Genomic DNA, 14,167 nt, shown 5'->3' with positions numbered 1-14,167 from the left:
CAGGGGAGGAAGTTTAGCGTGTTGCCGCGTCCATCAGTTCCAGGATCGCCGTAAACGCCTCGGCATCCAAGCTCTGGCGACCGACCAGAAAGCCGTCAATCCCGCCCTCCTCGAACAACGCCGCACCGTTATCGGGCGTTACCGAACCGCCGTACAAGACGCGTATGCCAGAAGCCGTGTCGCGGATCAGCCCGGCCATCGCCGCGACCTCCGCAGGATCGGGGGTACGGTCGCCACCGATTGCCCAGACGGGTTCATAAGCGATGGCGATCCCCTGCCCGTTCATCCCGGCGAGCGAACGGGCCAGTTGCTCCCGAACCACCTGCGCCGAGCGACCGGCGGCATGATCCTCCGCCGTCTCGCCGACGCATAGCACGACCTCCAGACCCGCCGCCCGCGCCGCCCGCAGCTTGGCGGCGATCAGCGCATCGTCCTCATGATGATCGTGCCGCCGCTCGCTATGACCCAGCAGGACCAGCGACGCGCCCGCCTCGCGCAGCATCGAGGCGGAAATGTCGCCGGTATGCGCGCCGTTCGGCTCGGCATGGCAGTCCTGCCCCCCGATGGCGAGGCCCCAAGAGACGCCACGCGCCCGGTCGATCAGCGTCGCAGGGACGCACAGCGCGACATCGACCGCCGGATGCCGCTGCGCCGCCTCCCCGATCGCGACGATGACGGCCAAGTCGCCGCCATCGCCATGCATCTTCCAATTGCCGACCAGCAGCGGCCGCTTCGCCATCGTCACGCGCCCGGCTTCGCCAGCGTCCGCGCCACCGCGTCGCGCCACCCGGCGACCAGCGGCGCGCGGGCCTCCTCGCTCATGGAGGGCTCGAAACATTCCTCCCGCGACCAGAGCGCCTCCAGCGCATCGAGGCCCGACCACACCCCGGTCGCCAGCCCGGCATGAAAGGCCGCCCCGCGCGCCGTCGTCTCGAGGTCTGCAGGCCGTTCGACCGGCGTCCGGATCATGTTGGCGAGGAAACGGCACAGCCAGTCATTTGCCGCCATGCCACCATCGACGCGCAGGATGGCGGGGCCTTCGCCCGCATCGGCCTTCATCGCCTCGGCCAGGTTCATCGTCTGATAGGCGACCGACTCCAGCGCCGCGCGCGCCAGATGCGCCGCACTCGCGCCCAAAGTGAGGCCATAGATCGCGCCGCGCGCATCCGGCTCCCAATAGGGCGCGCCCATGCCGACAAAGGCGGGGACCATATAGACGCCGTGGCTGTCGGGTACTTGCGTCGCCAGATCGTCGGTCTGGCTGGCATGGGTGATGACGCCCAGTCCGTCGCGCAACCACTTCACCGCCGCCCCCGCGACGAAGATCGATCCCTCCAGCGCATAGGTCGTCTTGCCGTTCAGCCGATAGGCGGGCGTCGTCAGCAATCGGTGCTTCGACGCCACCGCCGTCTCGCCGGTATTGAGCAGCATGAAGCAGCCGGTGCCATAGGTCGACTTGGCCATACCGTGACGGAAACAGGCCTGGCCGAACAAAGCCGCCTGCTGGTCCCCCGCCATCCCCGCGATCGGGATCGCCGCGCCGAGCAGATCGGGCGCGGTCGTGCCGAAGACATGCGCATTGTCATGCACCTCCGGCAGCATCGCCATCGGCACGCGCAGCAACCGGCACAATTCCTCGTCCCAGACCCCGCGATGGATGTCGAACAGCATCGTGCGGCTGGCATTGGTGATATCGGTCGCGTGCACCGCCCCGCCGGTCAGTCGCCAGAGCAGGAAGCTGTCGATCGTGCCGAACGCCAGTTCACCGCGTTCGGCCCGCCCCCGCGCGCCATCGACATGGTCGAGCAGCCAGGCGAGCTTGGTCGCCGAGAAATAGGGATCGATCAGCAGGCCGGTCCGCTCGCGCACCAGCTCCTCGGCACCGTCGGCCTTCAGCGTCTGGCACAGCTCGGTCCCGCGCCGGTCCTGCCAGACGATGGCGCGGTGAATCGGCTCGCCGGTGGCGCGGTCCCAGACGACCGCCGTCTCCCGCTGGTTGGTGATGCCGATCGCGGCGATCTGCGCCGGAGCGACGCCGCTCTCCGCGATCGCCTTGCGCGCGGTAGCCAGCGCGTCGCGCCAGATATCCTCCGGATCATGTTCGACCCAGCCCAGCGCGGGGTAATGCTGCGCGAACTCGGCCTGTGCGATGCCGACCCGCCGGGCCTGTCCATCGAACACGATGCTGCGCGTCGAGGTCGTCCCCTGATCGATCACCAGAATGTGCGACGCCATCGCTCACCCCTCTCCCTGTTTTCGTTTCGAAACGTCACACGCTTTCATATGAACGTCAATGCTTTCGTTTTGTGCTGACATGGTATAGCAAGGGGGGCGCTCAAGAACAGGGACAAGCGGCATGACGGACCACGCGATGGAGAGGATCGACCTGCTGATCGTCGGCGGCGGGATCAACGGCGCAGGGATCGCGCGCGATGCCGCCGGGCGCGGCCTGTCGGTGCTGCTGGTCGAGCAGGACGATCTGGCGAGCCACACCTCCTCGGCCTCGACCAAACTGATCCATGGCGGCTTGCGCTATCTGGAATATGGCGAGTTCCGGCTGGTGCGAGAGGCGCTGATCGAGCGCGAGCGGCTGCTCGGCATGGCCCCGCACATCATCTGGCCGCTGTCCTTCGTCCTGCCGCAGACCCAGTCGCCGCGCCCCGCCTGGATGGTGCGGCTGGGCCTGTTTCTCTACGATCATCTGGGCGGTCGTGAGAAGCTGCCCGGCACACGCACCGTCGCGCTGGAACGCTCGGCGCTGGGCGACGGGCTTTCGCCGCGAAAGGGCAAGGCTTTCGTGTATTCGGACTGCTGGGTCGAGGACAGCCGCCTGGTCGTGCTCAACGCGATGGACGCCGCCGAGCGGGGCGCGACGATCGCGACCCGCACCAGGCTGATCGATGCCCGGCGTGAGGGCGACGGCTGGGTCGCGACGATCCAGACGGTGGGCGAGGCGGCGGGCGAAACCCGCACCGTTCGCGCCCGCGCGCTGGTCAATGCGGCGGGCCCCTGGGTTGCCGACGTCATCGGCCGCACCCACGGCGCACGTGCCGATCGCGGCGTCCGGCTGGTCAAGGGCAGCCATATCATCGTGCCGCGCCTCTATGAGGGCGACCATGCCTTCATGCTCCAGAATGACGACCGGCGGATCGTCTTCGCCATTCCCTATGAGGGCAAGTTCACGCTGGTCGGCACCACCGACGAACCCTGGACCGACGCGCCCGCCAAGGCGCAGATCGGCGCGGCGGAAACCACCTATCTGCTCGACACGGTGAACCGCTATTTCGCGCGGAAGACCGGGCAGGCCGATATCGTGTGGAGCTATGCCGGTATCCGCCCGCTCTATGACGATCATTCGGCCAATGCGTCGGCGGTGACGCGCGATTATGTGCTCGACCTCGATACGGGCGCGGAGGGCGAAAGCCGGGCGCCGATGCTCAATATCTTCGGCGGCAAGATCACCACCTATCGCAAGCTCGCCGAGCACGCGATGCGCGAACTGGCGCGCTTCTTTCCCGCTGCCGGGGGAGCGTGGACGGCCGGGGCGGCGCTGCCCGGCGGGGATATCGCGGACGCGGATTTCGATGGTTTCCTGTGCGATCTGACCGCTCGCCATCCCGACCTGCCCCCTGCCCTGTTGCGCCGTCTGGCCCGCGCCTATGGTACGCGCGTCGAGGCGGTGCTGGGCCGGGGCGATCTCGGCCCCGATCTGGGCGGCGGGCTGCACACCGCCGAGGTCGATTATCTGGTGAAGACCGAATGGGCGCGGACCGCGGAGGACATCCTCTATCGCCGCAGCAAGCTGGGACTGCACGTGCCCCCCGAGACGCCCGAGCGGCTGGCCGCCTATCTCGCCGGGCAGGGCATCGCGTGAAGCCCCCCGCCCCCGGATCGGCGGAGATCGTCGCAAGCCGCCATGCCGCGATTCTAGACGTCGCGCGCCGGACGGGCAGCGTCAGCGTGGACGAACTGGCCGAAAAGCTGGGCGTAACGCCGCAGACGATCCGCAAGGACCTGAATATCCTGGCGGGCCAGTCGATGCTGGCGCGGGTTCATGGCGGCGCGGTCGTGACCTCGGGCACCGACAACCTCGCCTATGCCGAACGGCGCAGCGTCGCCGCCCCCGCCAAGGCCGCGATCGGTACCGCCGCCGCCGCGCTCGTCCCCAACGGGGCCAGCCTGTTCATCAATATCGGCTCCACCACCGAGGCGATCGCCAGGGCACTGGTCGATCACCGCGACCTGATGGTCATCACCAACAATCTGAACGTCGTCGACATATTGGGCGGGCGCCCGTCGATCGAGGTCATCGCCGCCGGGGGCCGGGTGCGCGCCAGCGACCGCGCGGTGGTGGGTGCGCTGGCGATGGACTTCATCCGGGGGTTCAAGGTCGACATGGCGCTGATCGGCGCGTCGGCGATCGACCCCGACGGCAGCTTCCTCGACTTCGACGTGGACGAGGTGCGGGTGTCGCAGACGATCATCGCCCAGGCGCGACAGGTGCTGCTGGCCATTGACGGCTCGAAGCTGGAGCGCGCCGCGCCGGTGCGGGTCGGCGACATGGCCGATGTCAATTTCCTCGTCACCGACACGGCGGATGCCCGGCTGGCGGAGGCCGCGCGTACCGCCGGGACGGTCGTCGTCGAAACCGACCGCCATGGAATGTCGCAATTGGCCTGACAGACATTGGTCTGACACTGGCGCTTGACCAGCATCCCGCCTCGGCCCCTATAAGGGTCGTGATGGACAACAACACGACCCAGGACCGGCTCTACCGGGAACTCGCCCGCACGCTGATCACCGAGTTGCAGGAGGGGCGCTACCCGATCGGTACGCGCATGCCCGCCGAACGCGAGCTGGCGACGCGGTTCGACGTCAGCCGTCCGGTCATCCGCGAGGCGCTGATCGCACTGGAAGTCCAGGGTTTCATCGAGGTGCGGATCGGGTCGGGCGCGCATGTCGTGGCGCTGCCGGGTCAGGGCGAGACGCCCGATTTCGGCGTGTCCGCGATGGAAGTGGCCGAGGCGCGCCTGTTGTTCGAGCCCGAAGCGGCGGCGCTGGCGGCGTCGCAGATCACCGACAGCGAACTCGACGAACTGGCGACGTTGGTCGATGCGATCGAGGAGGAGAACAACACGGTCGGCGGCGCCTTTCATGCCGACCGCGCCTTCCATACGCTGATCGCCCGGTCGACGCGCAACAGCGCGATCCTGGAGACGATCGACCGGCTATGGGAACAGCGACTGCGCTCGGCCGAGAGCGTGCTGCTCGACGCCAAGGTCCGCGAGATCGATGTGCGCCCGATCGTCGAGCATCATGCCGCAATCCTGGAGGCATTGCGCTCGCGCGATGCCGTGGCGGCACGGGTCGCGATGCAGCGGCATTTGACGGCGGCGCTCGAGGGCCTGCTGATCGCCAGCGAAGCCCGCGCGGTGGCCGAGGTGCGTCAGGCCCTGGCGGCGAAGCGCGACCGGACGGCGCATCTGAAGATTTGACGTCTAAGTGAGCCCCTCCCCTTCAGGGGAGGGGTTGGGGGTGGGGCCTATCCACTGGCCCCGCGCTTGCGGAAGCGCCCCACCCCTGCCCCTCCCCTGAAGGGGAGGGGTAAATTATGAAATCAGAAATTCACGCCGAAGCGCACGCCCGCATAGCGGCGGAAGTCGCGCGGCAACACGGCCTGGGTCGCCATGCGGCCGCTGAAATTGCCCGCCGTGTTGACCAGCGAGGCGTAATATTGCTGGTCGAACAGGTTGTTGACGAACGCCGTCACGTCCCAGCGTTTGTCATGCGACCGCACCCCCAGCCGCAGGTCGAAGATCGCGAAGCCCGGCTGGAAGGTCTGGGGATCGGCCGCGACATAATAGAGGCTCGACTGATATTCCCCGGCGACCTGCGCGAAGCCGTCCAGCGTGTCGGTCAGCGGCGGCGTATAGTCGACCGACCAATTGCCCTTCCACACCGGGGCCTGCGGCGCGCGCACGCCGGTCAGGTCGCGACGGGCGGGCGAGCCGCTGCACCCCTGCGCCGCCGTCTGCATCGGATAGCATTGCGCCGAGGGGAAGGAGGTATACTTCGCATCCAGATAGGTGATCGCCCCGCGCAGCGCGATGTCGCGGCCCAGGCGCGCCGCCGTTTCGATCTCGATCCCACGCGTCTTGAACTTGCCGACATTGGTCAGGCGGAAATTGCTGGTGCCGTCCGCCAGCGTCTCGATCGTCTGCGCCTGAAGATTGGTATAGTCGGTGTCGAACAGCGTCGCGTTCAGCGTCAGGTGCCGGTCGAAGAACTGCGTACGAATGCCCAGTTCCTTGTCGCGCGACCGCTCCGGCTTGACCGGCCCCGCTGCCGCCCGGTTCCGGTTGAACCCGGTCGTCAGATCATAGGTCTGGCCCTTGTAGCCGGTCGAATAGCTGGCGAAGGTCATGACATCGGGCGTCGCCTGATAGGTCAGGCCCAGATGGTAGGTGGCGGCGGTATCGTCGGCATTCCCGGCATAGCTGGTCCGCGCCAGATTGTCGGCGAAGGTGTATTTGACGCGCTCGTTCTGGATACGACCGCCGACGGTGCCGGTCAGCTTCGGCACGAATTCCCAGTCGATCTGGCCGAAGGCGGCGACCTGCCGCGATCCGGTGGTGGCATACCAGTTGGCGAGCGAGAAGGCCGGGCCGCGCTGGAACGGGCGATCGAAGCCGGTATTGGCGTAATAGACACCCAGCGCATAGCGGAACGCGTCCTCGCCCGGCGACAGCAGGCGAAGTTCCTGCGTGAACATCCGCGACTTGAAGGCGCCGACCTGGATGTTGCTGCCGATCGCCGCCGGGGACGCGGTGTCGTCCTGGTCGAGATAATCGTCCAGGCGGAAGCGGTCATAAGAGGTCAGCGACAGGATGTTCATCCGGCCGATATTGGCCTCGCTCCGCAGCAGCGCGCCGCCGCCCGAAAATTTGTTGTGCGACCAGTAATTGTTGCTGACGGCCTGATTGTCCGGGCCGGGCGTCATGCCGGGGAATACAACCGCAGGGGTCTGTCCCGCCACGCCGCGCAGCAGCGCGTCCGGTGCGACCGCCACGAAGGGGCGCGCGATGGTGGCGTTGCCGTCGACATAATTGCCCGACAGGGTGAAGGTGACGTCGGGCGACGCCTTCCAGCGCAGCTTGCCGCGCGTGTTGAAGGTCTCGCGACCATTGGTCCGCTTACCGTTGAAGACGTTGCGGACATTGCCGTCCCAATTGGAATAGCCGGTCGACAGGACATAGCCGAGCGTATCGCTGATCGGCCCGGTCACACTGACATTGGTGCCATATTCACGGTCGCCGGTGACGGTGGCGTTGGCGCGGACATGGAAATCGTCGGTCGGCTGCACCGTCATGATCTTGACCAGACCGGCCGAGGCCGCCTTGCCGTACAACGTGCTTTGCGGCCCGCGCAGCACCTCGATCTGGGCGATGTCGGGCAGGTCGGTATAGACCCGCGCCATGAAGGGCAGCGCGGCGCCGTCGACGGTGATCGCCACGGCGGTCTCGACGCCAATGCCGAAGGCCAGCGTGCCGACACCCCGGAGCGAGACGGTGCCGTTGACCGGCTGTTCGGCGGGACGGATCACTAGCGAGGGGCTGACCTTACCCAGTTCCTGGAAGTGGCGCACGCCGTGCGCGTCCAGTTCGGCGGGGGAGATGACCTGGACGGCCAGCGGCACGTTCTGGATATTCTCGAAACGCTTCTGCGCCGTCGTGGTGACGACGATACCGTCCTTCTTGGTGGTGCCCTTCGTCTCGGCCGGATGGGCCGCTTCGGTGGGTGCGGACGGCGAGGTTTCCGCCCGAGCCTGCGTTACCGACAGCGCACACAGAGCCACGCCGCACAACAGGCGCGGAACACATATGTTCATTCTTGATCCCCTCCTTGTATGAAAAGGAGAGTTAGGAACGATTGCTTAAATTAAGATTATTCGGCTGTCCTACGCCTTACAGAAACTGGAGGTCCCGATCACCCCGCTTCCAGCGCCAGCAGGGCGAAGGTGGCAAGCCAGTGCTCTCCCATATAATCGTCACCTAGATGCGGCAGGCTGGCCGCCAGATGCACCTCCGCCGCGGCCCCCGCACGGGCCGCCACCGGGTGCGCCGGCCCCAGCTTCGCGGCGATCACCCGCCAGCACCAGGCACGGGTCAGGTTCAGCCCGTCGAGATGCGCGATCTTGCCGTCGGTCCGGTCGGACACGATGGCGGGGGTGAACAAGGTTGCGGGCTCGCCCGCCCCGACATGCGGCAGGAAGGCGTCGAACCATGTCCGGAAAGAGGCCTCGTCGAGCACCCGGCTCATCAGCAACGCCTCGCACAAGGCAGGCGACAGGAACTCGTCGCCGCCGGGCTCCCAGGCCTGACAGCCGCGATCCTGCCCGAACCAGCCCTGCGCCGCCACCGCGATCCGTTCGCGCAAGCCCGGGTCGCGCCGCTCTGCCCAGTCCCATGCCAGCGTCAGGGCAAAGCCGCTGTTGAAATGGGTGCCGACCCGCAACGGATAGGTCAGGCGTGGCAGGAAGTCGGTGAAACGGCGGGCGAAGACCAGCGCGAGCGGCTCCAGCACCTCGGCCCAGCCCGCATCGTGACGGCTCGCCTCGTCATGCAGCGCCAGCATCCACGCCCAGCCATAGGGTCGCTCGAACCCCGCCGCACCGGGTCGCTCCAGATAGGCCAGTTCGCCCGCGACCTTGTCGGCGACGAACAGCGCGTCGGCGCGCGCACGGATGGCGGGGGCGGCGTCCAGATCGGGATAATAGCGGATCAGCCGCAACAACTGCCACCAGCCATGGACGCAGCTATGCCAGTCGAAACTGCCATAGAAGATCGGGTGCAGCTCGGACGGAGTGCGCGCATCCTCCGGCCCGTTCAGGACATGGATCAGGACGTTGGGATATTCGCGCCCGACATGGCCCAGCGTCATGGCGGCAAAGCGTTCGGCGACGGATCGGTCCAACCGGGTCATGCGATCATTCCGTAAAGAAGGAGGATGTTGAAGACGAGCAGCGGCAGCGCGGTCGGCACCTGTGCACGGATGACGGCATATTTGTCCTTCAGCCCCAGCAGCGCGGCGGGCAGCAGGTTGAAGTTCGCCGCCATCGGCGTCATCAACGTCCCGCAAAAGCCCGCCAGCATGCCCACCGCCGCGACGATCGCGGGGTCCGCGCCCATCTGTCGGATCAGGATCGGCACGCCGACCGCCGCCGCCATCACCGGAAAGGCGGCAAAGGCATTGCCCATGACGATGGTGAACAACGCCATGCCCAGCGCATAGGCCAGCACCGCGCCGATCACGCTGCCCGCCGGGATCACTGCACCGATCAGCGTACCGACAACGCCCCCTACCCCGGCCAGCGCGAAGACCGCGCCCAGGCTGGCCAACATCTGCGGCATCACCGCGACCCAGCCGATATCGTCGATCAGGCCACGTCCGGCAACGAACGGCTCAGCGGGCCGTGCGCGCAGCAGCACTCCGCATAGAACCAAAGCGATCAGGGTACCCAATGTCAGCGCGACCAGCGTCGCCTGTTTGGGATCGACGAGCATAGGCACATGCTTGAACGCCAGCGTCCCGAGCAGCGCAACCGCAGGAATTATGAGCGCGGGCACGAACACCTTTGCGCCATGGCGATCCCCGGCAGGTTCCACCGTTTCGGCGCGCCGCATCCGCCCCGATGCCGCAATGCCGACCAGCGCCAGCACGAGCACACCATTGGCGACATCGCCCAGCCTGTTGCCGAACAGGAACGACAGGGTGATCAGCGCGTAAAAGGCGGCATTGGCGAAGCGCCGATCCCGCGCCGACAGAAGCGCGAAGACCGCAAAGACGATCCCCGCCACCGCATAGACCAGGTTCAGCCCGATCATCGCGCGCCGCCCCGCGACAGGCGCCGGTCGAGCCACCACAATCGCGTCCCGTGGATGACAAAGGCCGCGATTGCCGTTGGGATCGCCCAGATGGACAGCTGGAACGGCTCCAGCAGGATGCCATAGCCCTCCAGCACACCCTTCATCAGCAGGATCGATCCGACCGCCAGGAAGATGTCCTCGCCGAAGAACAGCCCGACCGTGTCGGTCGCCGCCGCCATCGCCTTGACCCGTTCCGCGTCATCCGCCGCCCCGCCCTGACGCTCGGCGGCGGCCTCCGCCATGGGGGCGACCAGCGGGCGGACGGTCTGGGCAGGCCCCGCCACCGAGGTCAGGCCCAGCGCCGCCGTGACCTGCCGGAACAGCAGATAACCGGTCAGCAGCCGCCCCGCCGTCGCGCCGCGCAGGCCCGCAACCAAGGCCCGTGCCCGCGCCTGAAGCCCCCGCCGCTCCAACAGGCCGATCACGGGCAGGACCATATAGATCGCGGTCACATAACGCGTCTCGTTAAAGGCATGGCCGAAGGTCGCGACGATCCGCACGGGGTCCAGCCCCGCCGCAAAGCCGGTGACGAACGCCGAGACGATGATGACCAGCAGCGTGTTGAAGCGAAGCAGGAAGCCGCCCGCAATGACGACGATTCCCGCCAGCACCCACATCAGCGCGTCCCCCGCCCAAAGCCGCCGCCACCCGGCGTCTCGATGACCAGCACATCCCCCTCGCCCATATCGATCCCGGCGGTCGAGGCGAGATCCTGCACGCTTCCATCGGCGCGCTCGACCCGGTTGCGGCCCAACTGCCCCGCCCCGCCGCCGTCCAAGCCGAAGGGCGGGACGACCCGCCGGTTGCTGAGGATTGCGGCGCGCAGGGGCTGGCGGAAGCGCAGGCGGCGGACGGTGCCGTCGCCGCCCTGCCATTCGCCCGCACCGCCCGACCCGCGCCGGATGGCGAATCGTTCGAGCAGCACCGGATAACGCGCTTCCAGCACCTCCGGGTCGGTCAGGCGGCTGTTGGTCATGTGCGTCTGGATCGCGTCCGCGCCGTCATGCCCCGGCCCCGCGCCCGCGCCACCCGCGATGGTCTCGTAATATTGATAGCTGTCGTCGCCGAAGGTCAGGTTGTTCATGGTGCCTTGGCTACCCGCCATCGCTCCCAGCGCACCCAGCAGCGTGTCGGTCACCACCTGGCTGACCTCGACATTGCCCGCCACCACGGCGGCGGGGAAGCGCGGGTTGAGCATCGATCCTTCCGGCACGATCAGCGTGACGGGACGCAGGAACCCTTCGTTCAGCGGCACCGCCTCGTCGACCAGCAGGCGCAGGACATAGAGGACGGCGGCGCGCGTCACCGCCAAAGGCGCATTGAAGTTGGTCGGCCGCTGCTCGCTGGTGCCAGTGAAGTCGATCGTCGCGCGCCCCTGTTCGGCATCGATCGCGACTCGGACCGCGACGACCGCGCCGTCGTCCAGTTCGTAGCGGAAGCTGCCGTCCGACAGCGTCGCGATCATCCGCCGCGCCATCGCCTCGGCATGGGCCTGGACATAGGCCATATAGCGGGTGACGACCCCCTGCCCCTGTTGCGCGGCGAGTTGGCGAAGACCCTCCGCCCCGCGCGCGCAGGCGGCGACCTGCGCGGCGAGATCGGCGATATTCTGGTCGATGTTGCGCGCCGGGTAGGGCCCGCTGCCCAGCAGGTCGCGGATCGCCTGCTCGCGAATTGCGCCATCCTCGACGATCAGCACATCGTCGAAGACCACGCCTTCCTCCGCCAGCGTCCGGCTGTCCGGTGGCATCGATCCGGGCGTCGTGCCGCCGACATCGGCATGATGGCCCCGCGCCGCGACGAAGAAGGCGGGCCCATCGCCGCCCGCAAAGACCGGCATGACGACGGTGATATCGGGCAGGTGCGTGCCGCCGCGATAGGGGTCGTTCAGCGCATAGACCTGCCCCTCGCGCATCGTGTCGCCACGCGCCCGGATGACGGTGCGGATGCTCTCCCCCATCGATCCCAGATGGACGGGGATATGCGGCGCGTTGGCGACCAGCCCGCCCTCCGCATCGAAGATCGCGCAGGAGAAATCCAGCCGCTCGCGGATGTTGACCGAGGCCGCGCTCCGCTGAAGCGCCGCGCCCATTTCCTCGGCGATCCCCATGAACAGACCGGCAAAGATTTCCAGCCGGACCGGATCGACGCTTTCCTCCGCCGCCTGCGCGCGCAGGGCCGCCACGCGTTCCAGCAACAGCGTGCCCTCGGCCAGCACGCGCGCCTGCCAGCCCGGCTCGACCACCACGGTCGACACCGGGTCGATGATCAGCACCGGCCCCGCCAGCACCCCACCGGCCGCCAGCCCCTCGCGGGCGTGGACCGGCACGTCATGAGACGCCCCGGCCAGATACATGGTGACGCGATCGACCGGATCGGCGGTCCGTTCGGCCAGCACGGGTGCGGGCAAGTCCTGCGCCTCGCCGCCAGCAATCGCCTCGACCCGCAGTTGCTCGACGACCAGCGCATCCTCGCCGACAAAGCCGAAACGCTGGCGATGCGCCTCGGCAAAGGAGGCGGCCATGGCTTCCGAACTGTTCCAGGCGACACCGATCGTCTGGTCGTTCCGCGCATAGCGAAGCTGCGCCAGCACGCTTAGCCGCACCGATGCCGGATCGACGCCCTGCTCGGCCAGCCCCGCAATGGCGGCGGCGCGGAGATCGGCCAGCGCCGCCTCCAGCGCATCGTCGCCCAGCGGCAGGCCGACCGTCGCCTCGCGCACCACGCTGCGATCGGCCAGGCCGATGCCGACCGCCGACAACACGCCCGCCAGCGGATGGATCAGCACCTGCGCCATGCCCAGCGCATCGGCGACCAGACAGGCATGCTGCCCGCCCGCCCCGCCGAAACAGGCCAGCGCATAAGACACCGGGTCCTCGCCCCGCGCGACCGAGACGGCGCGGATCGCCCGCGCCATGCTGGCCACCGCGATCGCGACCAGCCCCTCGGCCGCCGCCATCGGGTCAAGCCGTTCGCCGGTCGTCGCCTCGACCTGATCGAGCAATACGTCCAGCGCGCGCTCGGCGGCGGTGCGGTCGGGCGGCAGGTTGCGGTCGGGGCCGAACAGCGCGGGGAAATGCCCCGGCTGGATCTTGCCCAGGATCATGTTGCAGTCGGTGACGGTCAGCGGCCCGCCGCGCCGGTAACAGGCCGGTCCCGGCTCCGCCCCCGCCGAGGCCGGGCCGACCAGCAGCCGCCCGCCATCGAAATGACAGATCGACCCGCCGCCCGCCGCGACCGTGTCGATCCGCATCATCGGCACCGCCACGCGCACCCCCGCCAGCACGGCATCGGAGCGCCGGTCGTAACTGCCCGCGAACAGTGACACGTCGGTCGAGGTGCCGCCCATGTCGAAGCCGATCACCCGGTCGAAACCCGCCCCGCTTGCGGTACGCGCCATGCCGACGATGCCGCCCGCCGGGCCCGACAGCAGCGCATCCTTGCCATGGAAATGCTCGCCTGCGACCAGCCCGCCGCTCGACTGCATGAACAGCAGACCGCCCGCCGCCGCCTCGCCCAGCCCCGCTTCCAGCCCGCGCACATAGCGGCCCAGCACCGGCGACAGATAGGCGTCGGCCAGCGTCGTATCGCCGCGCGCGACCAGCCGGATCAGCGGCGCGGTGCGATGGCTGACCGAAATCTGGGTGAAGCCCGCCGCCTCGGCCAGTTCGGCCAGCGCGACTTCATGCGCCTGATGCTTCCAGCCATGCATCAGCACGATGGCGATCGACCGCAGCCCGCGCGCATAGGCCTGAGCGAAGGAAGCCGCCGCCGCGTCGCGGTCCAACGGGGTCAGGACCTGGCCGTCCTCCGTCACACGCTCATCGATCTCGACGACCTCGGCGAACAACGGCGGCGCGCGGCGGATGTCGCGCGCGAAAATGTCGGGCCGGTCCTGATAACCGATCGCCAGTGCATCGCCGAAGCCGCGCGTGATCGCCAGCAGCACCGGCTCGCCTTCGCGCTCCAGCAGGGCATTGGTCGCGATGGTCGTGCCGATACGGACGCCGCAGGGCGGGAGCGGTCCGTCGCCGACCCCGGTCAACTGCCGGATCGCGGCCTCGGCCGCGTCGTAGCGGCGATCCGGGTCTTCGGACAGCAGCTTGGTCGTGACCACGCCACCATCGGGGCGACGTGCCACCACGTCGGTGAAGGTGCCCCCGCGATCGATCCAGAACTGCCACTGCGTCATCGCACCCTGCATGTCATTCTCCGTCGACGCATTTAGTATCATTTGAAAC

Annotated in this window: 10 protein-coding genes; 3 read left to right on the top strand and 7 right to left on the bottom strand. The window is 68.1% G+C overall.

The genetic code is table 11. From position 1 onward, the window contains the following. Nucleotides 1-13 precede the first annotated feature (13 nt). Both tpiA and glpK read right to left on the bottom strand, forming a co-directional pair. On the bottom strand, nt 14-739 hold the full coding sequence (gene tpiA / locus ACWKSV_RS01390; RefSeq protein WP_076718034.1) for a triose-phosphate isomerase: 726 nt from the start codon (nt 737-739) through the stop codon (nt 14-16). Between the two features lie 2 nt (nt 740-741). Beyond that, nucleotides 742-2,235 (bottom strand): glycerol kinase GlpK, encoded by a 1,494-nt coding sequence (glpK, locus tag ACWKSV_RS01385; protein WP_076715603.1) that lies wholly within the window; start codon nt 2,233-2,235, stop codon nt 742-744. 121 nt (nt 2,236-2,356) lie between these two features. Between glpK and ACWKSV_RS01380 the strand changes: the two genes are divergently transcribed. The 3 genes from ACWKSV_RS01380 (at nt 2,357) to ACWKSV_RS01370 (ending at nt 5,495) form a co-directional block, all read left to right on the top strand. After that, nucleotides 2,357-3,874, top strand: a complete 1,518-nt coding sequence (locus ACWKSV_RS01380; protein WP_076715601.1) for a glycerol-3-phosphate dehydrogenase — start codon at nt 2,357-2,359, stop codon at nt 3,872-3,874. Next, nucleotides 3,871-4,680, top strand: coding sequence for a DeoR/GlpR family DNA-binding transcription regulator (locus ACWKSV_RS01375; protein WP_076715599.1), 810 nt, complete (start codon nt 3,871-3,873; stop codon nt 4,678-4,680). The genes ACWKSV_RS01380 and ACWKSV_RS01375 overlap by 4 nt, the downstream gene beginning before the upstream one ends. Nucleotides 4,681-4,742: 62 nt before the next feature. Next, on the top strand, nt 4,743-5,495 hold the full coding sequence (locus ACWKSV_RS01370) for a FadR/GntR family transcriptional regulator (protein WP_056439720.1): 753 nt from the start codon (nt 4,743-4,745) through the stop codon (nt 5,493-5,495). 122 nt (nt 5,496-5,617) lie between these two features. On the opposite strand, the gene ACWKSV_RS01365 is transcribed toward ACWKSV_RS01370, so the two are convergent. From ACWKSV_RS01365 to ACWKSV_RS01345, 5 genes are all read right to left on the bottom strand, one after another. Beyond that, on the bottom strand, nt 5,618-7,888 hold the full coding sequence (locus ACWKSV_RS01365; protein ID WP_483666835.1) for a TonB-dependent receptor: 2,271 nt from the start codon (nt 7,886-7,888) through the stop codon (nt 5,618-5,620). 98 nt (nt 7,889-7,986) lie between these two features. Further along, nucleotides 7,987-8,982, bottom strand: coding sequence for a DUF2891 domain-containing protein (locus ACWKSV_RS01360; protein WP_076715598.1), 996 nt, complete (start codon nt 8,980-8,982; stop codon nt 7,987-7,989). Beyond that, nucleotides 8,979-9,884 carry a DUF979 domain-containing protein gene (locus ACWKSV_RS01355; protein WP_076718032.1) on the bottom strand — a complete coding sequence of 302 codons (906 nt, stop codon included), beginning with the start codon at nt 9,882-9,884 and terminating at the stop codon, nt 8,979-8,981. Before ACWKSV_RS01355 ends, ACWKSV_RS01360 begins: the two co-directional genes overlap by 4 nt. Then, nucleotides 9,881-10,543 carry a DUF969 domain-containing protein gene (locus ACWKSV_RS01350; RefSeq protein ID WP_076715596.1) on the bottom strand — a complete coding sequence of 221 codons (663 nt, stop codon included), beginning with the start codon at nt 10,541-10,543 and terminating at the stop codon, nt 9,881-9,883. The genes ACWKSV_RS01355 and ACWKSV_RS01350 overlap by 4 nt, the downstream gene beginning before the upstream one ends. After that, nucleotides 10,543-14,118, bottom strand: coding sequence for a hydantoinase B/oxoprolinase family protein (locus ACWKSV_RS01345; protein ID WP_191864824.1), 3,576 nt, complete (start codon nt 14,116-14,118; stop codon nt 10,543-10,545). The genes ACWKSV_RS01350 and ACWKSV_RS01345 overlap by 1 nt, the downstream gene beginning before the upstream one ends. Between the last annotated feature and the right edge of the window lie 49 nt (nt 14,119-14,167).

The organism is Sphingomonas sp. SphC10, from assembly GCF_057004845.1.
Note: the sequence above shows the minus strand (reverse complement) of the source record. Positions and strands in the feature narration are given on the sequence as shown.

Coding starts and splice junctions, on each gene's coding strand:
- ACWKSV_RS01350 (WP_076715596.1), bottom strand. CDS start 10,543: ATGTGGGTGCTGGCGGGAATCGTCGTCATTGCGGGCGGCTTCCTGCTT.
- ACWKSV_RS01370 (WP_056439720.1), top strand. CDS start 4,743: ATGGACAACAACACGACCCAGGACCGGCTCTACCGGGAACTCGCCCGC.
- ACWKSV_RS01355 (WP_076718032.1), bottom strand. CDS start 9,884: ATGATCGGGCTGAACCTGGTCTATGCGGTGGCGGGGATCGTCTTTGCG.
- ACWKSV_RS01365 (WP_483666835.1), bottom strand. CDS start 7,888: ATGAACATATGTGTTCCGCGCCTGTTGTGCGGCGTGGCTCTGTGTGCG.
- ACWKSV_RS01360 (WP_076715598.1), bottom strand. CDS start 8,982: ATGACCCGGTTGGACCGATCCGTCGCCGAACGCTTTGCCGCCATGACG.
- ACWKSV_RS01380 (WP_076715601.1), top strand. CDS start 2,357: ATGACGGACCACGCGATGGAGAGGATCGACCTGCTGATCGTCGGCGGC.
- ACWKSV_RS01345 (WP_191864824.1), bottom strand. CDS start 14,118: ATGACGCAGTGGCAGTTCTGGATCGATCGCGGGGGCACCTTCACCGAC.
- glpK (WP_076715603.1), bottom strand. CDS start 2,235: ATGGCGTCGCACATTCTGGTGATCGATCAGGGGACGACCTCGACGCGC.
- tpiA (WP_076718034.1), bottom strand. CDS start 739: ATGGCGAAGCGGCCGCTGCTGGTCGGCAATTGGAAGATGCATGGCGAT.